Consider the following 18,546-nt stretch of genomic DNA (forward strand, 5'->3'; position numbering starts at 1 on the left):
CTTTTGGCGCAGCGAGGTAATGGCCATATCCATTTCATACAAAAGCCGGCGCTGGGCATCGGAACGCACCATGCTTTCGATCCAGAAGAAGCAGGCCAGCCGTTCACCGCGCGTGACAGGCTCCACGCGGTGCACCGATGTGCCCGGGTACATGACCAGGTCGCCCGCCTCGAACTTGATGCGTTGCTCGCCGTAGGTGTCTTGCACGACCAGTTCGCCGCCGTCATAGCTGGCCGGATCGCTCAGGAACAGTGTGCAGGAAATATCGGTGCGCACGTGCCGTGCTGTGGCGGCATGCGTGCGTACCGCGTTGTCAATGTGGTTGCCGAAGTTGTTGGCGTCGCCGCCGTAGCGGTTAAAGAGGGGCGGATAGACCGATTTGGGCAGCGCCCCGGTCACGAACATCGGATTACGGGCCAGCGCCACCGACACGATGTGGCGCGCCTGCTGGGCGGCGGGCAGCTCTTCTGGCAGCTGCAGGTTGTTCTTGACGGTGCCGCTCTGGCTGCCGGCGGTGATGCGGCCGTCGGCCCAATCGGCGCCCAGGATCAGCTGGCGGACCTGCGCGAGTTCGTCCGGCTTGAGGGCTTGTTGAATGCGAAGCAGCATGGTGGGGCTTCCCGAAAGGCGACTGAAAAAAAATGGGCACCCGGAGTATCCCCCAGGTGCCCAACCTTGAAAACGTTCTTTTGAATCAGAACTTGCTGGTGAGCGTTACGCGCACGCTGCGTGCGTCGCCGGGCGCCACAAAGCCGCGGTACAACGTGTTGTAGTACACCTTGTCAAACAGGTTGTCGATGTTCAGCTTGACGGTGTTTTTTTCATTGATGCGGTATTCCACCAGCGCGTCGGCCTTCACGTAGCCCGGCACCCGGTTGGTGGCCGTGACGGCATTGGCCGGCTTGTTGGTGCTGACGGCGGTGAAGCCGCCGCCGATACGCCACTTGTCGCCGATGCGGTAGGTGGTGAACAGGTTGGCCTGGCGGCTTGGGCTCAGCCCCGGGTTTTGTCCGATCTCGGCGGTGGCGCCGGTCTTGTCGATTCTCGCCGTCAGGAAACCGATGCCTGCAAAGACATCCCACTGGGGCGTGATGCGGCCGGCGACCTCAAATTCCAGCGCATCGGTGTGCCGCTTGCCGGACAACAGGTAAGAGTTGGTGCTCGTGTCGATGTCGGTGTTGCGCTCGTTGTACTTCTCTGTGCGGGCCAGGGCTGCGCGCAGTGACAGGTCACCGCCGTAGAGCTCCCACTTGGCGCCAATTTCCATGTTGCGGCTGCTCTCGGGCGGCGTGTTGGCAGAGTTCGGGTCGAACTGATACAGGTCGCCGGAGGTATTGAACGACGTGCCATAGGCGGCGTAGTAGCTGACCTCATCGGTCGGCTGATATATCACGCCCAGCCGTTTGCTCAGCAGGCTGTCGGATCTGGCGAGCGTYCCGTTGTTGGGTGGTATGCCGGTGGGCCGTTGGTAGTCGGCCTTGAAGTTGTCCACGCGCAGGCCGGCAACCAGTTTCCAGTACTGCGTGAGGTCAATCGTGTCCTGCATGTACAGGCCCAGCGTAGTGGCCTTGAATGCCGTTTCCAGCCTCTGCGTGTAATTGCCCCCGATGCCGGTGCTGATGGGATTGCCCACAGTGGTGGTCGGCTTGGCCCCCGTCAGGAGGGGGTAGCTGAGGCGGTCAGAATTTTCCACGGCGTACTCGGCGCCGATCAGCAGGCTGTTCTTGCGGCCAAACCACTGAGTGGTCGTGAGGTAGTCGGTTTGCAGGAATGTGTGGTGTTCGTTGCCCGCCTTGGCATTGCCGGCGCTGGTGGCGCCGCGGCTCACCACCGTGTTGGCGTTCAGGTTGGCCAGGGTTGTGCCGGCGGCAAAGCTGGCCTGCGTGGCGCGAAGCGTGCGTGAGTAGTAGCCGTCGCGCACCGTGGTTTTCAGGCTGCTGCCGTCGGTCCATCGGTGGGTATGGCTCAGTGTGACAGCGTCGGCCTTGTCGTTCTGGAAGTCGGTGTTGAGGCCATACCAATATTTGTCGGTGCCTGGTGCAGGGCGGCTGTTAAACCACGCAAAGCCCCAGTCGGGCTTGTCGTTGTAGTGCAGGTGGTAGTAGCTGATTTCAAATTCGTTCGCTGTGCCGATGCCGAAGCGGTAGTCCAGGGCCAGGCCGCGGCGATGGGTGGAGGCGCTGGCATTTTCGCCGCGGCCATCGCCATCGGTGGCCATGGCGTTGATGCGCAAAGCTGCGTCGTCGTCGAGTTTGAAATTGAAGTCGCCCTGGTAGCGCTGATAGCCTTTGGTGCCGACGGTGGCGTTCACTTCGTGCTCGGTGATCAGGCGGGCTTGCTTGCTGACCTGGTTGATCACGCCGCCGGTGGAACCGCGGCCAAACAGCATGGAGGCCGCGCCGCGAAGCACTTCCACGCGCTCGGTGTTGAAGTTGTCGCGGTTGTACTGCGCAATGTCGCGCATGCCGTCGGTGTAGATGTCGCCCGCCGCGCTGAAGCCGCGAATGCGGATGTTGTCGCCGACCCGGCCGCCTTCGCCGGCTTCAAAGGTGATGCCGACGACGTTTTCGAGTGCGCTCTTGAAGCTGTCCTTGCCCTGGTCATGCATCAGCTTTTCGTTGACGACCGTCAGCGACTGGGGAACGTCCTTGGCCGGCACGGGCATCTTGCCGACACTGGTAATGCCGCTCTGGTAGGTCTGGCTGGCGCGATCGCGTGTGCCTGTCACCGTGACGGGGGCCAGGCTTCTGCCTTCAACAGGTGTTGCAGAGGTGGACGACGTAGCGGTCGTGGTGCCGGTGCTGGGCGTCGGGGTGATGCTCTGGGCCCAGCCCGACACCGAAACAGCCAGCATGAGCGCGCCAAGCGGGAGCAGTGTTTTGTCGGAAGATGCGGCAGGATTGGCAACCGGGCCGGCAAACGGCGTGAAGTTGTCGGCGCCCATGGTGCGGTTTTTTTTGTTGCGCGCAGGGCGTGCGGCGCGAGCGGAAGGGTATGCCAAGATGGCCTCCAAGCAGGGTCCTGCCTTGCAGGCGGTGGACCGGGTTCAGGAAAAAGCTTGGCTGRCTCGGAATGCCCAGGGGCGCGAGTTGGCTGGCTCGTAAAGTTCGCTCGAAGTGTATATCAAATGATAATGATTCGTAATCTGATGTGTCTGAATGTTGCGGGAATAGGGACGAAAACGGTGGTTGTGTGGCAAAAAGGCCAAATTTAGGGGGCGACAAAAAGGGCTTTGAAAACCAGGAGCGGTCAGCGTTGGCGCAAACAAAAAAACGGGGCCTGTGCCCCGTCTGTTTTGTGCCAGGTATGTCACCGGGCTATTTCAAGACCACATTCAGCTCAGCTCGCCCATCTGGCTTTGCAGGTAGTTTTGCAGGCCAACCTTGCCAAGCAGTTCAATCTGTGTTTCCAGGAAGTCGATGTGCTCTTCGGTGTCATCGAGGATCTCCTGCAGCAGGTCGCGCGAGACATAGTCGCGTACGCTTTCGCAGTGGGCAATGCCATCCTTGATCGTGGCCTGTGCACCGGTTTCGGCTTTCAGGTCGCAGTTCAGGGCTTCTGGAACATCCTCGCCGATCATCAGCTTGCCCAGGTCCTGCAGGTTGGGCAGGCCATCGAGCATGAAGATGCGGTCCATCAACTTGTCGGCGTGCTTCATTTCGCCGATGGACTCTTCGTATTCCTTCTTGGCCAGCTTGTCCAGGCCCCAGTGCTTGTACATGCGGTAGTGCAAAAAGTACTGGTTGATGGCCGTCAGCTCGTTCTTCAGCTGCGCCTGCAGGTGAGCGATGACTTTTGCGTCGCCTTTCATGGGAATTCCTTATCGTTGTGTAGTGCGGATCGCCCATTGTCACTGGCCGCACGCCGTAACTCAAGCATTCCCCTGCGCGGGCGGTCTGGTTGCGTTTGATTGTGAGAAACGTTCGCATTGCAAACGTTTCCCGTTGTCAGTCAGCGCTCGGCAAATGCGCGTTCCACCACGAAGTGGCCGGCTCGCTGCATGTTGCCTTCCTCAAAGCCGCGCTCTTCCAGCATGGCCTTGATGTCGCGCAGCATGTCGGGGCTGCCGCACAGCATCAGGCGGTCGTTCCCGATAGAGATCGCGGGCAAGCCCAGGTCGCTGTACAGCTTGCCCGACTGCATGAGCTCGGTGATGCGGCCTTCGTTGCGAAAGCGCTCGCGCGTCACGGTGGGGTAATACATCAGGCGTCCGCGCACCAGCTCGCCGAGGAACTCATGCTCGTGCAGCTCGTGCTCGATCAGCTCACGGTAGGCCAGCTCGGCGCTGGTACGGCAACCGTGCACCACCACCACGCGCTCAAACCGCTCGTAAGTGTCGGGATCCTTGATCAGAGAGAGAAAGGGCGCCAGACCGGTGCCGGTGGCCAACAGCCACAGCGTGCCGCCGGGCAGCAGGTTTTGCAACAACAGCGTGCCGGTGGGCTTGCGGCCGACCAGAATGTCGTCGCCCGGCTTCAAGTGCTGCAGCCGCGAAGTCAGCGGGCCGTCCGGCACCTTGATGCTGAAAAACTCCAGCTGATCTTCATGGTTGGCGCTGGCCACGCTGTAGGCGCGCAGCAGCGGTTTGCCGTCCACGGGCAGGCCGATCATGGTGAACTGGCCGTTGACGAAGCGAAAGCCCGAATCGCGCGTGGCGGTGAAGCTAAATAGTGAGTCGGTCCAGTGGTGGACGGAAATAATGCGTTCTGTGTTGAAGGCGCTCATGAGAGAAAAAGAAGAGAAGAGGAAAGAAATGGGCGACGAGAAAGGGCTTTGGGTGATGCAAGGGACTCACTACGCATCCCTTCAGGTCGCGCCCTCAGATCGTGCGTGAGCAAGGCTGAATTTTATAGCCTGGGCGCGCCCGCCGCCGGTGATGGCTATAGACGCCACACCGGCGCCAAGGTCAGGCACACCACCATCGCACTTCGAGCGGCGACAGAACTCAAGCGCCAGGCAGCCACACCTGGGCAAGCGTGGCCAGTGAGGGTTCTTTTGGGTTGCTATTAAATCAGGAGCTGCTTGCGCCCGTTTTATAAGGGTTTCTGGCACTTTTAGCATGAAATTTTGGTGTTCTTGTGCTTCGCTTCAAAGTGCTGCCAGATTAACTGTACATATCGCGCCAGAACAAAAAAACCAATCACCCGCCCATTCAGCGTTTGCGCGGCCCTCCGGGCACCCACGAGAACCAGGCCATCACAGCCACGGGCACGCCCAACCCCAGCCAGCACCACCAGTCGCCCCAGCCGTCAGACACCAGCGCGGTCAGCAGGCCGGTGGTGCTGAGCATGCCCAGCACGAGGGGCCAGCGCCACAGGCGCCAGAAAGCGGAGCCCTTCGCGGGATCGGCCTTTGCGCTCACGCGGCACCGCCAGTCGTTTCATGGCGTGCGGCATGCGGCGCTGGTGCTTGCCCTGCCGGTGCTGTTTTTTCCGGCTTCGCGGCTTTGGCCGGATTGCGCCGTCCAAGCCACAGGTAAAGGCCGCTGCCCAGCACGATGATGGTCGCGATGTCCAGCAGGGCCCAGAGGATTTGCATCGGCATGCCGCCGTAGTCGCCGAAGTGCAGCGGCTGCGATACGAGCAGCGCGGTCAGGTACCAGGGAAGCGGCGGGCTGGCTGTGAGTTTGTTGGTGCCTGCGTCCACCAGCACGGGCTTGAGCAGCCGCGAGTTGAAGGGCTCATTGCCGCGCAGGAACACCGTGTAGTGGTGCGGGCTTGAAAACGACGTACCCGGAAAAGCGATAAAGGCCATCTTCATTTCAGGCGCCAGCGCGGTCGCTGATGAAGCTGCCTGCTGCACCGAGGCCAGGCGTGCCGGCGGTTTTTGCCCTTGGTAAGGCGCCAGCAGCGAACTCAACTGGTCGTACTGCCAGTACTTGATCAACAGGTCGGCCCAGGTGTTGATCATGCCCGTGGCGCCCACGGTGAAGGCCCACACCAGCGTCACGATGCCCAGCAGGTTGTGCAGGTCCAGCCAGCGGGCGCGTGGGCGGGTTTGCCGCACCGTGCCGAAGTCCAGCTTGCGCATGAAGGGCGCATACAGCACCACACCCGAGACAATCGCCACCAGCAGCAAGAGCCCCATAAAGCCCAGAAAKAGCTTGCCCGCGAGTCCGGCAAAGAGGTCAACGTGCAGCTTGAGCATCACGTACATAAAGCCTTCGTCGAACCTGGGCTGGGCCAGCACAGCTGCGGTGCGTGCATCGACAGCGACGGTCTTGTTACCCACCTCGGACAGTGGCGTGTCGCCCAGCGTGACGTACCAGAAGCGGTCGTCGTCGATCTCGTGTGAGGCGAACATCGGCACCTTGCCCGGGTGCAGTGCCTGCGCCACTTCCATGACCTTGTCCAGGCTGGCGCGCGGCGTGCCCTTCGGCAAATCGGGCGCTTCAACTTCAGTGCCCAGCAGGTGGCCGATTTCGTGGTGAAAGATCAGCGGCAGCCCGGTCAGGCACAGCAGCAGCATGAAGACCGTGCAAACCAGGCTGCTCCATTTGTGCACCCAGGTCCAGGTCTTGATGCGCCGGCTGTCCATCGCCGTCTTCTTGCCCGTGGGGCTGGTCGTGGTCATCGTGGCTCTCCTTCTTGTCGTCTAGAAGCGGTAGGTAGCGCTGGCCACCACCGTGCGCCGCGCGCCATACCAGCAGTCGCCGCGGGCCAGGCAGGTGCTGAAGTAGGTCTTGTCGGTCGCGTTGTTGATGTTGACGGCGTAGCGCCAGTTCGCGGTGTCGTAGGCGAACATCAAATCCAGCAGCGCGGCTGCGGGGATTTCGGGGCCGCTGCCGCCGCCTTGCTGGTCCCGGAAAGCGCCCATCCAGCGCACACCGGCGCCCGCCGAAAAGCCATTCATGCCGGCGATGGAGAAGCGGTACCTGGCCCAGGCGCTGGCCTGGTGCTGGGGCAAGCCTTCGAGCTGCTTGTCCAGCTCGGTGTAGTTGTAGTGCGCGACCAGCTCCAGATTGGACGTGACGGAGCCCTTGACTTCCAGCTCCAGCCCTTTGGTGCGCGTGGCGCCAACCTGGGTGTAGACATTGGGCAGCGGCGAGGCAATCTGGTTTTTCTCGCGCAGGTCGTAGAGCGCGGCACTATAAGCCAGTGCGCGGCCCGCCGGCTCGTATTTCAGGCCCAGTTCCCATTGCTCACCGCGCAGCGGCGTGAAGAGTTGACCCTTGATGGCGGCCTGCGGGGTGAAGGATTCGCTGTAGCTCACATAGGGCGACCAGCCCGAGGGGTGGGCATACATCAGGCCCAGGCGCCTGGTGGTGGCCGAGGTTTCTTCATCAGGGCGGCCTTCGGCGCCCGACACGGACTTGTCATGGCGAAGGCCCGTCGTCACGATCCAGTTGTCCAGCTTCATCTGGTCCTGCAGATACAGGCCTGTTTGCCGTTGCGTGGTGCCCGGCAGGGCCGCGCGTACGGGGATGAGCAGGTTGCCGTAGATGGGCGCGTAGGCGTCGATATCACTGACCGTGGCGCCCGCCCAGGTGTTCTCGCTGTGGCGCGCAAAGTCCGCGCCCACCAGCAGCGTGTGCTTGAGCGCGCCGGTGGTGAAATGGCCCTCGGCGTGGTTGTCCAGCGCGGTGATGCGGTTGCGTGTGAGCGAGCTGTCGTTGATGCGGCCCAAGCGCCGCTTGGTCACCGGGTCAGACCCCCAACTGCCGGGGCTGGTGAAGAAGTCGCCGTAGTGGTAGCGGTTGTCGTTCTCGTTGGTGGCGTGGCGAAAGTTCTGGCGCACCGTCCAGGTGTCGTTGAACTTGTGCTCAAACAGCCAGCCGATGGATTTGCGCTCGGAGTCGTAGTAGTCGCCCGGTTCACCGATGAAGCGGTTGGTCGGCAACTGGCCGTTCGGGTTGGGCAGCAGCGTGCCTTCCCAGGGAAAGAACTGCGAGGTTGAGCCGCTCTTGTCTTTTTGCCACAGTGCCTGCAACGTGAGCGAGGTGGCAGCATTGGGCCGCCAGGTGAGCGACGGCGCGATCAGGCTGCGGTCGTCGGGTACGAAGTCAACCTGCGTGTTGGAGCTGCGTTTGAGTGCGACCAGCCGGTACAGCCATTCACCATCTTCCGTCAGCGGGCCGGTCAGGTCAAGCTGGAGCTGCTTGCGGCCGTTGCTGCCGAACTGCACGCCCACTTCGCGCTGGGTTTCGGTTTGCGGCCTTTTGCTGACCATGTTGATGACGCCGGCCGCCGTGCCCGCGCCGAACAGCATGCCCGAYGGGCCGCGCAGTACCTCCAGGCGCTCCAGGGTGTAAGGGTCTGCGCGTGTGCGGCTGGTGTAGTAGCCGTAGGCTTCACGCAGGCCGTCCAGGTAGTTGTCCGGGCTGGCGCCGCGCACACGCACCGAGTCGGTTCGTGAATCCAGTCCATAGGCATCGGAGCGCACGCCGGCGGCGTAGCCCAGGGCGTCCTGCAGGTTGTTGGCACCCTGGTCGGTAATCTGCTGGCTGGTGATGACGGTCACGGCCTGCGGCGTTTCGGACAGCAGCGTGTCGGTCTTGGTCGCGGTAGAAGCCCTTTTGGCGCGGTAGCCGATCACCGGGCCGGTGGCGGTCTCTTTCTCCTGGTCGGAGCGCACCTGCACTTCGCGAAGGGTTGTCTCGGCCGCTGTCTGGGCATATGCGCCTTGAAGCGCGGCGATCAGAGAAAGGATGGCGAACGGTGCAAGGTGGCGCGCGGCGTGCGGCGGATGCGAGGTGAGCAAGTCAAAACTCCTGGGGAGGATCGCCAGGGAACTGGCGTGCGCACAGCAGCCCCTGACGCCACGATAGGTGACGAAATTTCAGGGGGCCTGTGGGCGGGTTGTTGGCTTGCTACGCCTGGCAGCACGAGAAGGCTGCCGGGTTGTTTGGCTAGCGAGTAGGGCGCTGCGAACTATACCACTAGATGAGAGTAATTCTCATCTTGGTCCCTGCAAGCCCCAGGGGAATTCCGGTGAAAAACCGCGCAAAAAAAGGCCGCCCGGAGAGGACGGCCTTTTCGGGTATCCCATCACTGCATCACTGCACAGTGATGGGGCTGCGGATCAGGTAGTCAAACRCACTGAGCGCCGCCTTCGCGCCTTCACCGGCCGCGATGATGATCTGCTTGAAGGGCACGGTCGTCACGTCACCCGCCGCGAACACGCCCGGCACAGAGGTCTGGCCCTTGGCGTCGACGATGATCTCGCCGTGTTTGGACAGGTCCACCACGCCCTTGAGCCAGTCGGTGTTGGGCACCAGGCCGATCTGGATGAACACACCTTCAAGCTCAACGGTTTTCAGCTCGCCGCTGGCGCGGTCTTTGTAGACCAGGCCATTGACCTTCTGGTCGCCGGTGATTTCGGTCGTTTGCGCGTTGGTGAACACCGTCACGTTCTGCAGGCTGTTCAGCTTGCGCTGCAGCACGGCGTCGGCGCGCAGCGCAGTGTCGAACTCGATCAGCGTCACGTGGCCAACGATGCCGGCCAGGTCAATCGCCGCCTCGACGCCCGAGTTGCCGCCGCCGATCACCGCCACGCGCTTGCCCTTGAAGAGCGGGCCGTCGCAGTGCGGGCAGTAGGCCACGCCCTTGTTCTTGAACTCATGCTCGCCGGGAACATTGATGTTGCGCCAGCGTGCACYGGTCGAGATCACGATGGACTTGCTCCTGAGCGAGGCGCCGCTTTCGAGCTGCACTTCGATCAGGTTTTTGTCCGGCCCGCTGTTCGGTACCAGCGCCTTGGCGCGCTGCAGGTTCATGATGTCCACGTCGTAGTTGCGCACGTGCTCTTCCAGCGCGTGGGCAAATTTGGGGCCTTCGGTTTCCTTGATGGAGATGAAATTCTCGATGCCCAGGGTGTCCAGTACCTGGCCGCCGAAACGCTCGGACGCCACACCGGTGCGGATGCCCTTGCGCGCGGCATACACGGCCGCTGCCGCGCCGGCCGGGCCGCCGCCGACGATCAGCACGTCGAAGGCTTCCTTTTTGTCGATGATCTTGGCTTCACGTTCGACGCCGCTGGTGTCGATCTTGGCCAGGATTTCCTCCAGGCTCAYGCGGCCGTTTCCGAACATGGTTCCGTTGAGGAAGACCGTGGGCACGCCCATGATCTCGCGCTCTTTCACTTCGTCCTGGAAGGTGCCGCCTTCGATCATCGTGGTCTTGATGCGGGGGTTCTGCACCGTCATCAGGTTCAGCGCCTGGACCACGTCGGGGCAGTTGTGGCAGGTCAGCGAGACATAGACCTCGAAGTCGAAATCGCCGTCGAGCGCGCGGACCTGCTCGAGCACGGGTTGCTCTACTTTGGGCGGGTAGCCGCCAATCTGCAGCAGCGCCAGGATCAGCGAGGTGAATTCATGACCCATGGGCAGGCCGGCAAAACGCGGGCCGTGGTTTTCACCGGGGCGGTTGATCGAAAACGAGGGCTTGCGGTGCGGGTCGTCGCGGCTTTCGGTCAGTTTGACCAGGGGCGAAGACTCGGCCACATCTTTCAGCAGCGACAGTACTTCACCCGAAGCCTCGCTGCCGTCGAGCGAAGCGACGATTTCGATGGGCGCAGTGGCGCGTTCGAGATAGCTTTTCAGTTGGGCTTTGGTGGCGTCGTCGAGCATGGCAGTGTCACTTTCAATTTCAATGAGGAACAAAAAAGCCCGGGACGGCACACACGCGTGTGCCGGGGCCCGGGCCTTCGTCAGGAAGGCTGCAGGGCGTTAGACCTGTTCTTAGATCTTGCCGACGAGGTCGATGGACGGGGCGATCGTCTTGGCGCCTTCGTTCCACTTGGCAGGGCAGACCTGGCCGGGGTGAGCGGCGGTGTACTGGGCTGCCTTCAGCTTGCGCAGGGTTTCCTTGACGTCACGTGCGATCTCGTTGGAGTGCACTTCAGCAGTCTTGATGACGCCTTCGGGGTTGATCACAAAGGTGCCGCGCAGCGCCAGGCCTTCTTCAGGGATGAACACGTCAAAGGCTTTGGTCAGCGTGTGGGTCGGGTCGCCCACCAGCGGGAACCTGGCCTTGCCGACAGCAGGGGAGGTTTCGTGCCACACCTTGTGCGAGAAATGCGTGTCGGTGGTCACGATGTAGACCTCAGCACCGGCTTTCTGGAATTCGGCGTAGTTGTCGGCAGCATCTTCGACCTCGGTAGGGCAGTTGAAGGTGAACGCAGCCGGCATGAAGATCAGGACCGACCATTTGCCCTTCAGCGATTCGTCTGAAACGTCGATGAACTTGCCATTGAGGAAGGCTTGGGTTTTGAAAGGCTGGACTTGGGTATTGATCAGGGACATCTGGATGGCTTCCTATGCTGGGTTAAAGAACGGGTAAAAATGCTTTTGAGACGATAGTATAACTCTTTTAAATATAGTATATCGATAGATATTAACTATTTATCGAATAGGCGCGATGCGGCGGATTTTGACTGTCCATTCTTGTTATTCGCCGCTACGACCGACGTGCTGACGCCTTTGTGCATCCGGAACGTGTGGGGTGTGACGGCTCACGCGGTAGAGCAGCAGGACGGTATGGCATTGCAGCGCCAATACCTTTTTGAAGCGCCGGCCTGACGATCAGGCCGAAAGGGCAATTACGAGGGCTGATTCGTCGACTAGGGCCTGTACCGGGGAGCGAACTTTGAGGCTGCTGCCGGCAGGCGCAAAGCCGACCAGCTGCAGGCCTCCGTCTAGTTGCATCGACACTTCGTCGCCCGTGGCGCCGCGGCTGATCCGAACCGCACGGCCGCTCAATACGCAAACCTCTGGTCGTGCGGGAACCGCCGGCTCACGCACGGCCACCGCCGTAGCCTTGCACAGGGCCAGTACCGTTTGCCCTTTCTGCAAGCCCAGCAGTTCCGCGCTGGCTTTGGTGATGCGCGAAACCAGCAGTGCCTCACCAGCCAGCCTCAGGTGCACACGCGCCATCTGGCCGTGCACCTCGATCTTCTCAACCTGGCAGGGCAACTGGTTGCGCATGCTGGTGCGTACGCTCATGTTGGACAGTACCGGTAGCGCGCGTGGCAGCAGCAGTTCATCGGACTTGAAGGCGGACAGCACCTTGCTGCGGGAGTCGTTCAAAAGACCTGCCACTGCCAGCAGCTTATGGCCCGCCGGCGTCAGGGTGGCGCCGCCGCCGCCCGACCCGCCCACAGCGCGCTCCACCAGCGCCACACCGGCCAGGTTGGTCAAGGTGTCGATGGCTTGCCAGGCGGCCTTGTAGCTGACCTTGGCTTGCCGCGCTGCCTGCGAGATCGAGCCGCTTTCGCCGACCAGGCGCAGGATCTCGATGCGCTTGTCGGCCGGTTCATGGCTGAAGGCGCTTGCGAAGGAGGATGCGGCGGGCGAGGAATTGGCGGCTTTTTTCATGGGAGCCTCGAGACAGATACCGCTATTCTAAAATAGAATAGCGAATCGACAGGAGTGACTTTCTTTCAAAACGCATCTTCGCCTTCGTCCCTGTCATCTCCCCAGCTTTCATCACCAGAGTTTCATCATGTTCAAAACTGCGTTGCGCTGGCTGCCGGCTCTGTGCCTCGTGCTGGCATCGGCTGCTGCATTGGCGGAGGAAGTCCAGGTCGCTGTGGCAGCCAATTTCACCGCGCCCATGAAACTGATCGCCGCGGACTTTGAAAAAGATACGGGCCACAAAGCGGTGCTGACCTTTGGCGCCACCGGCAAGTTTTATGCGCAGATCACCCATGGCGCGCCGTTTGAGGTCTTCCTCGCGGCCGACGACGAGACTCCCGCAAAGCTGGAGAAGGAGGGCGCGGCCGTGAACGGTAGCCGCTTTACCTATGCCACGGGCAAGCTGGTGCTTTGGTCGGCCCAGCCTGGCGTGGTTGATGCGCAGGGCGAGGTCCTGAAAAAGGGCGACTTCAAAAAGATCGCCATCGCTGCGCCCAAGCTCGCGCCCTACGGTGCTGCCGCCGTCGAGACCATGAATAAGCTGGGCCTGCAAGCCGCCCTGGAGCCCAAACTGGTGCAAGGCGAAAGCATCGGCCAGGCCTTCAGCTTTGTCTCGACCGGCAATGCGGAGCTGGGTTTTATCGCGCTCTCGCAGGTCTACGAAGGCGGCAAGATCAGGTCGGGCTCGGCGTGGATTGTTCCCGGTAGCTTGCACAGCCCGATTCGCCAGGATGCGGTGCTGCTGGCCAAGGCCAAAGACAGCAAGGCCGCGGTGCAGCTGATGGCTTTTTTGAAAACAGAGAAGGCCAGGGCGGTGATCCGCTCCTTCGGCTACGAGCCCTGAACGCGGCACAGAAGCGGCATAGAGGCGACACTGAATCATGCTCGACGATGCAAGCCTTCAGGCACTGGTGCTGACCTTTCGGCTGGCGGCCACCACCACCGTGGTGTTGCTGCTGGCCGGCACGCCGCTGGCGTGGTGGCTGGCGCGTACGCGTTCATGGCTCAAAGGGCCGGTGGGTGCGCTGGTGGCCTTGCCGCTGGTTTTGCCTCCAGTGGTGCTGGGTTTTTATCTGCTGGTACTGATGGGGCCGAACGGCCCGGTGGGCCAGCTCACGCAGTCGCTGGGTTGGGGCGTGCTGCCGTTTACCTTTGCCGGGCTCGTGGTGGGATCGGTGCTGTATTCCATGCCTTTCGTGGTGCAGCCGCTGCAAAACGCCTTTGAGGCAATTGGCGAACGGCCGCTGGAAGCCGCTGCCACCTTGCGAGCCTCGCCGCTGGATACCTTTTTCAGCGTGGTGCTGCCGCTGGCCCGGCCCGCCTACCTGACCGCCACCGTCATGGGCTTTGCGCACACAGTGGGCGAGTTCGGCATTGTGCTCATGATGGGGGGCAACATTCCCGGCAAGACACGCGTGATGTCTGTGCAGATCTACGACCATGTGGAAGCGCTCGAATACAGCCAGGCGCACTGGCTGGCCGGCGGCCTGCTGGCGTTTTCCTTTCTGGTGCTGCTGGYGCTCTATACCTTCAATGCCTTGCAGCCGGGCCGGCGCAAAGGGCAGGGCGCATGAGGCCGGCCAGCGTTCTCGGAGGCGGCATCTCCGCCTCGTTTCATCGTGTCTTCACCGATTTCTCGCTCGACGTGTCGCTGGACTTGCCTGGGCGCGGCGTCACGGCCGTCTTTGGTCCTTCGGGGTCGGGCAAAACCAGCCTGCTGCGCAGCATTGCCGGTCTGGAGCGTGCAGCAACCGGCCATCTCTCGGTCAATGGCGAGGTCTGGCAAGACGACAAGGCCGGTGTCTTCTTGCCGGTGCATCAGCGGCCGCTGGGCTATGTATTCCAGGAAGCAAGTCTGTTCGCCCACCTGGACGTGCACAGCAACCTCGATTTCGGCCAGCGCCGCGTGCCGGCTGCCCAGCGCCGCATCTCGCTGGAACACGCCATTGAATTGCTGGGCTTGCAAAAACTGATGCGGCGCATGCCCGGCACGCTTTCGGGCGGCGAGCGCCAGCGCGTGGCCATCGCGCGGGCGCTGGCCACCAGTCCGCAGCTTTTGTTGATGGACGAGCCCCTGGCCTCGCTGGACATCGCCCGCAAGGCCGAAATCCTGCCTTACCTGGAGCGCCTGCATGACGAACTCGACATGCCCGTGCTCTACGTCAGCCACGCGCCGGATGAGGTCGCCCGGCTGGCCGACCACCTGGTGCTGCTGGACGCCGGCCGCGTCACGGCCTCAGGCCCGACGCGCGAGCTGATGACGCGGCTGGACCTGCCGCTGGCGCACGGCGACGCCGCAGCCGCGGTGATAGATGCCGTGATCAGCGCCGTTGAACCCGAATGGCACATGAGCCATGCCGAGTTTCCCGGCGGACGCATCAGCCTGCTCAACCCTTCGCTGCAGGTCGGCCAGCGCGTGCGCGTGCGCATCCAGGCGCGTGACGTGAGCCTGACGCTTGAGCGCCAGGAGGGCACCAGTGTGCAGAACATCTTTGCGGTTACCGTCACCGGCCTTTCCGCCGACAGCCCGGGACAGGTGATGGTCGGCCTRGACGCCGGCGGCAGCACACTGCTGGCGCGRCTCACCCAGAAGTCGGCGGAAGCCTTGCAATTGCAGCCCGGCAGCCGTGTGTACGCGCAGGTCAAGGGGGTGGCGGTGCTGGGCTGACCTGGCGTTGCTATAAAAAAGATAGCTGCTCGCGCATGTCGGGATTGGGTCAACGGCTGATTTCATGCGAAATTTTTAGCCAGGCCCAAGGCTCTATTTTTCGCTAAAAAATGCTTTCTGGCCAATAGGGACGGGCGCAAGCAGCTATCAAATCAGTAGCAACTCACCCGATCCCCGGGAAAAAACGGCTTCAGCCGCCATGCATCGGGAAATCTGTGTCGACGCTGACCCCTGCTTCGATGAATGCTCACCTTGTGCATCCGTGCGGAGGCATGGGATGTGCATGGCCCCGCCTCAGTACTCCAGCCGCTCCGGCCGGATTTCCTGCAGGATGGTGGTGGCGATCTCTTCAATCGACTTGGTGGTGGTTGACAGCCAACGTATGCCTTCGCGCCGCATCATGGCTTCGGCCTCGTGGATTTCGTCGCGGCAGTTCTCCAGGCTGGCGTATTTGGAGTTGGGCCGGCGCTCATTGCGGATCTGCGCCAGTCGCTCGGGCGCGATGGTCAGCCCGAAGATCTTCTTGCGGTGTGGCACCAGCGCCGGCGGCAGCTGGCGGCGCTCGAAATCTTCGGGGATCAATGGGTAGTTGGAAGCCTTCAGGCCGTACTGCATGGCCAGGTAAAGCGAGGTCGGCGTCTTGCCGCTGCGGCTCACGCCCACCAGAATGACGTCCGAACCGGCCAGGTCGCGGTTGCTCTGGCCGTCGTCATGCGCCAGCGAGAAATTGATCGCCTCGATGCGGTCGTCGTATTCCTTGCTTTTGGACGCGTCTGAAAACCGGCCTACCCGGTGGTTGGACTTGATGCCCAGCTCACCCTCCAGCGGCGCCACAAACATGCCGAACATGTCCAGCAGCATGCCGTTGCAGTGGGCCTTGATGACCGCGAGGATCTCCATGTTCACCAGCGTCGTGAAGACGATGGGGCGTTTGCCCTCGACTTCGGCCGTGTGATTGATCTGCCGGATCGCCTGGTGGGCCTTGTCCACGCTGTCGATAAAAGGCAGGCGCACGTGGCGCGGCTTGAATTCAAACTGCGCCAGGATGGCGTTACCAAAGGTTTCAGCGGTGATGCCGGTACCGTCAGAGATGAAAAATACGGTGCGTTGGGACATGGGAAGGGGATAAATGAGGGACAGGGAGKGGAAATAAGGGTTTCGCTGGTTGAAAGCCGGGTGAAAGCCTGACACGGCACGCCGGGCCCGAGGCCCCTACAATCGTGGCAATTATCCAGTTTGTCACATCATGCCCCGCCACAACCCCTTCCAACAACAACAAGGTTGCTTGCCGCGCATGGTGAATTCCCCGGTTTTTAAACCTCCCGGAGTATTTTCATGTCCAAGCTGTTTGAGGCGACCGCCCTGGTCGTACCGTTTGAAAACCTGAGGATGACAGACGTCGAGTCTGTCGGCGGCAAGAACGCCAGCCTCGGCGAAATGATTTCGCAACTGCCGACCGGCCCGAACGGGGTTCGTGTTCCCACCGGATTTGCCACTACGGCCCACGCCTTTCGCGTGTTCCTGGCGCATGACGGCCTCGACAAAAAAATCAACGGCGTGCTGGACACGCTCAACACCGATGACGTGCGTGCGCTGGCCRAAGCCGGCGCCAAAATCCGCAAGCTGGTGGAAGCCCAGCCTTTCCCGGCCGATCTGGAAAAAGCCGTTCGCGACAGTTTTGCCGCCCTCAGCGCCGGCAATGCCCAGGCCAGCTTTGCGGTGCGCTCATCCGCCACGGCAGAGGACTTGCCGGACGCGTCGTTTGCCGGCCAGCAGGAAACCTTCCTGAACGTCGTCGGCATCGAGGACGTGCTGCACAAGATGAAAGAGGTGTTCGCCTCGCTGTACAACGACCGCGCCATCAGCTACCGGGTTCACCAGGGCTTTGCCCATTCCGACGTGGCGCTTTCAGCCGGTATCCAGCGCATGGTGCGCAGCGACAAGGGTGCTGCCGGCGTGATGTTCACCATCGACACCGAAAGCGGCTTTGAAGACGTGGTGTTCATCACCTCCAGCTACGGCCTGGGCGAGACGGTGGTGCAGGGCGCCGTCAACCCTGACGAGTTTTACGTGCATAAACCCATGCTCAAAGCGGGCAAACGCGCCGTCATTCGCCGCAACCTGGGCAGCAAGTTGCTGCAGATGGAGTTCACCAGCGCCGACGAGAAAAAAGCCGGCGGCAAGCTGGTCAAGACCACTGATGTGCCGACCGAGCTGCGCAACCGCTATTCGCTGAAYGACACCGACGTCGAGCAACTCGCCCGCTATGCATTGATCATCGAGGCCCACTATGGCCGCCCGATGGACATCGAGTGGGGCAAAGACGGCATCGACGGCGAACTCTACATCCTGCAGGCGCGCCCCGAGACTGTGAAGAGCCAGTCCAAGGGCAAGGCAGAGCAGCGCTACAAGCTCAAGGGCACCGGCACCGTGCTGGCAGAAGGCCGCGCGATCGGCCAGAAGATCGGCACGGGCGCGGTCCGCATCGTGCACGACATCAAGGACATGGACCAGGTGCAGGCCGGCGACATCCTGGTGACCGACATGACCGACCCGAACTGGGAACCGGTGATGAAGCGCGCCAGCGCCATCGTGACCAACCGCGGCGGGCGCACCTGCCACGCCGCCATCATCGCGCGCGAGCTGGGTATCCCGGCCGTGGTCGGCTGCGGCGACGCCACCGAAACGCTGAAAGATGGCATGCTCGTCACCGTGAGCTGCGCTGAGGGCGATACCGGTAACATTTATGACGGTCTGCTGGAAACCGAAGTGACGGAAGTGCAGCGTGGTGAGATGCCGCCTATCGACCTGAAGATCACGATGAATGTCGGCAACCCGCAGCTGGCGTTTGATTTCTGCCAGATCCCCAATCACGGCGTTGGCCTGGCACGGCTGGAATTTGTCATCAACAACAACATCGGTGTGCACCCCAAGGCGATTCTTGATTACCCCAATGTGGATGCCGACCTGAAAAAAGCAGTGGAAAGCGTGGCGCGCGGCCATGCCTCGCCACGTGCCTTTTATGTCGACAAGGTGACCGAAGGCGTGGCCACGATCGCGGCAGCCTTTTGGCCCAAGCCGGTGATCGTGCGTCTGTCGGACTTCAAGTCCAACGAATACCGCAAGCTGATCGGCGGCTCACGCTACGAGCCCGAGGAAGAAAACCCGATGCTGGGCTTTCGCGGCGCATCGCGCTACCTTAGCCCCGATTTTGGCGAGGCCTTTGCCATGGAGTGCGAGGCGCTCAAACGCGTGCGCAACGACATGGGTCTGGTCAACGTCGAGGTCATGGTGCCATTTGTACGCACCCTGGGCCAGGCCAAAAAGGTCACGGACCTGCTGGCCCAGCACGGCCTCAAGCGCGGCGAGCAGGGCCTGCGCGTGATCATGATGTGYGAGGTGCCCAGCAACGCCATACTGGCCGACGAGTTCCTCGAGTTCTTCGACGGTTTCTCGATTGGTTCGAACGATTTGACCCAGCTCACGCTGGGCCTGGACCGCGACTCCGGTCTGGACATCCTGGCCC

16 protein-coding genes are annotated in these 18,546 nt (G+C 61.9%); 5 read left to right on the forward strand and 11 right to left on the reverse strand.

Annotated features, from left to right (window positions below; translation table 11 throughout):
* The 9 genes from AC1D1X_RS01610 to ahpC all read right to left on the reverse strand — a co-directional run.
* On the reverse strand, positions 1–609 hold a 609-nt coding region (locus AC1D1X_RS01610), incomplete at its 3' end, for a Fe2+-dependent dioxygenase (RefSeq protein WP_477697729.1).
* 85 nt (positions 610–694) lie between these two features.
* Positions 695–3,001 (reverse strand): TonB-dependent receptor, encoded by a 2,307-nt coding sequence (locus AC1D1X_RS01615; protein ID WP_477671008.1) that lies wholly within the window; start codon positions 2,999–3,001, stop codon positions 695–697.
* 333 nt (positions 3,002–3,334) lie between these two features.
* Positions 3,335–3,811 (reverse strand): bacterioferritin, encoded by a 477-nt coding sequence (gene bfr / locus AC1D1X_RS01620; protein WP_457278807.1) that lies wholly within the window; start codon positions 3,809–3,811, stop codon positions 3,335–3,337.
* 140 nt (positions 3,812–3,951) lie between these two features.
* Complete coding sequence (locus tag AC1D1X_RS01625) at positions 3,952–4,725, reverse strand: ferredoxin--NADP reductase (RefSeq protein ID WP_477671007.1); 774 nt, start codon at positions 4,723–4,725, stop codon at positions 3,952–3,954.
* A gap of 427 nt (positions 4,726–5,152) precedes the next feature.
* A complete protein-coding gene (locus tag AC1D1X_RS01630; RefSeq protein ID WP_477671006.1) occupies positions 5,153–5,362 on the reverse strand; it encodes a hypothetical protein in 210 nt (69 codons plus the stop codon).
* On the reverse strand, positions 5,359–6,537 hold the full coding sequence (locus AC1D1X_RS01635) for a PepSY-associated TM helix domain-containing protein (RefSeq protein WP_477671223.1): 1,179 nt from the start codon (positions 6,535–6,537) through the stop codon (positions 5,359–5,361). Before AC1D1X_RS01635 ends, AC1D1X_RS01630 begins: the two co-directional genes overlap by 4 nt.
* A 57-nt stretch (positions 6,538–6,594) precedes the next feature.
* Positions 6,595–8,700: a TonB-dependent siderophore receptor gene (locus tag AC1D1X_RS01640; protein ID WP_477671005.1), complete on the reverse strand. Its 2,106-nt coding sequence runs from the start codon at positions 8,698–8,700 to the stop codon at positions 6,595–6,597.
* Positions 8,701–8,995: 295 nt separating this feature from the next.
* Positions 8,996–10,567 carry an alkyl hydroperoxide reductase subunit F gene (ahpF, locus tag AC1D1X_RS01645; RefSeq protein WP_477697730.1) on the reverse strand — a complete coding sequence of 524 codons (1,572 nt, stop codon included), beginning with the start codon at positions 10,565–10,567 and terminating at the stop codon, positions 8,996–8,998.
* Positions 10,568–10,678: 111 nt separating this feature from the next.
* Positions 10,679–11,242 carry an alkyl hydroperoxide reductase subunit C gene (ahpC, locus tag AC1D1X_RS01650; RefSeq protein WP_477671003.1) on the reverse strand — a complete coding sequence of 188 codons (564 nt, stop codon included), beginning with the start codon at positions 11,240–11,242 and terminating at the stop codon, positions 10,679–10,681.
* 141 nt (positions 11,243–11,383) lie between these two features.
* Between ahpC and AC1D1X_RS01655 the strand changes: the two genes are divergently transcribed.
* Complete coding sequence (locus AC1D1X_RS01655; RefSeq protein ID WP_477673307.1) at positions 11,384–11,518, forward strand: hypothetical protein; 135 nt, start codon at positions 11,384–11,386, stop codon at positions 11,516–11,518.
* A 3-nt stretch (positions 11,519–11,521) separates the two neighbouring features.
* Here AC1D1X_RS01655 and AC1D1X_RS01660 read toward each other — a convergent pair whose 3' ends face one another.
* Positions 11,522–12,313, reverse strand: a complete 792-nt coding sequence (locus tag AC1D1X_RS01660; RefSeq protein WP_477671002.1) for a TOBE domain-containing protein — start codon at positions 12,311–12,313, stop codon at positions 11,522–11,524.
* Positions 12,314–12,440: 127 nt separating this feature from the next.
* Between AC1D1X_RS01660 and modA the strand changes: the two genes are divergently transcribed.
* The 3 genes from modA to modC are packed head-to-tail and all read left to right on the forward strand — an operon-like array spanning position 12,441 to position 15,020.
* On the forward strand, positions 12,441–13,196 hold the full coding sequence (gene modA / locus AC1D1X_RS01665; RefSeq protein WP_477671001.1) for a molybdate ABC transporter substrate-binding protein: 756 nt from the start codon (positions 12,441–12,443) through the stop codon (positions 13,194–13,196).
* A 37-nt stretch (positions 13,197–13,233) separates the two neighbouring features.
* Complete coding sequence (modB, locus tag AC1D1X_RS01670) at positions 13,234–13,926, forward strand: molybdate ABC transporter permease subunit (RefSeq protein ID WP_477697731.1); 693 nt, start codon at positions 13,234–13,236, stop codon at positions 13,924–13,926.
* The gene (gene modC / locus AC1D1X_RS01675; RefSeq protein ID WP_477670999.1) at positions 13,923–15,020 is read left to right on the forward strand and encodes a molybdenum ABC transporter ATP-binding protein; all 1,098 of its coding nucleotides are present in this window, start codon (positions 13,923–13,925) and stop codon (positions 15,018–15,020) included. The genes modB and modC overlap by 4 nt, the downstream gene beginning before the upstream one ends.
* A gap of 294 nt (positions 15,021–15,314) precedes the next feature.
* On the opposite strand, the gene ppsR is transcribed toward modC, so the two are convergent.
* A complete protein-coding gene (gene ppsR, locus AC1D1X_RS01680; protein WP_457278791.1) occupies positions 15,315–16,136 on the reverse strand; it encodes a posphoenolpyruvate synthetase regulatory kinase/phosphorylase PpsR in 822 nt (273 codons plus the stop codon).
* A gap of 219 nt (positions 16,137–16,355) precedes the next feature.
* On the opposite strand from ppsR, the gene ppsA reads away from it, so the two are divergent.
* Positions 16,356–18,546 (forward strand): phosphoenolpyruvate synthase (gene ppsA, locus AC1D1X_RS01685; RefSeq protein WP_477697732.1); only part of this gene is annotated, 2,191 nt, incomplete at its 3' end.

It is taken from the genome of Polaromonas sp. P1_G4, from assembly GCF_056405475.1.

Bases quoted from the DNA above. Each gene is read 5' to 3' on its own strand.
- bfr (WP_457278807.1), bottom strand. From the start codon at position 3,811: ATGAAAGGCGACGCAAAAGTCATCGCTCACCTGCAGGCGCAGCTGAAG.
- ahpC (WP_477671003.1), bottom strand. From the start codon at position 11,242: ATGTCCCTGATCAATACCCAAGTCCAGCCTTTCAAAACCCAAGCCTTC.
- AC1D1X_RS01660 (WP_477671002.1), bottom strand. From the start codon at position 12,313: ATGAAAAAAGCCGCCAATTCCTCGCCCGCCGCATCCTCCTTCGCAAGC.
- modA (WP_477671001.1), top strand. From the start codon at position 12,441: ATGTTCAAAACTGCGTTGCGCTGGCTGCCGGCTCTGTGCCTCGTGCTG.
- AC1D1X_RS01625 (WP_477671007.1), bottom strand. From the start codon at position 4,725: ATGAGCGCCTTCAACACAGAACGCATTATTTCCGTCCACCACTGGACC.
- ppsR (WP_457278791.1), bottom strand. From the start codon at position 16,136: ATGTCCCAACGCACCGTATTTTTCATCTCTGACGGTACCGGCATCACC.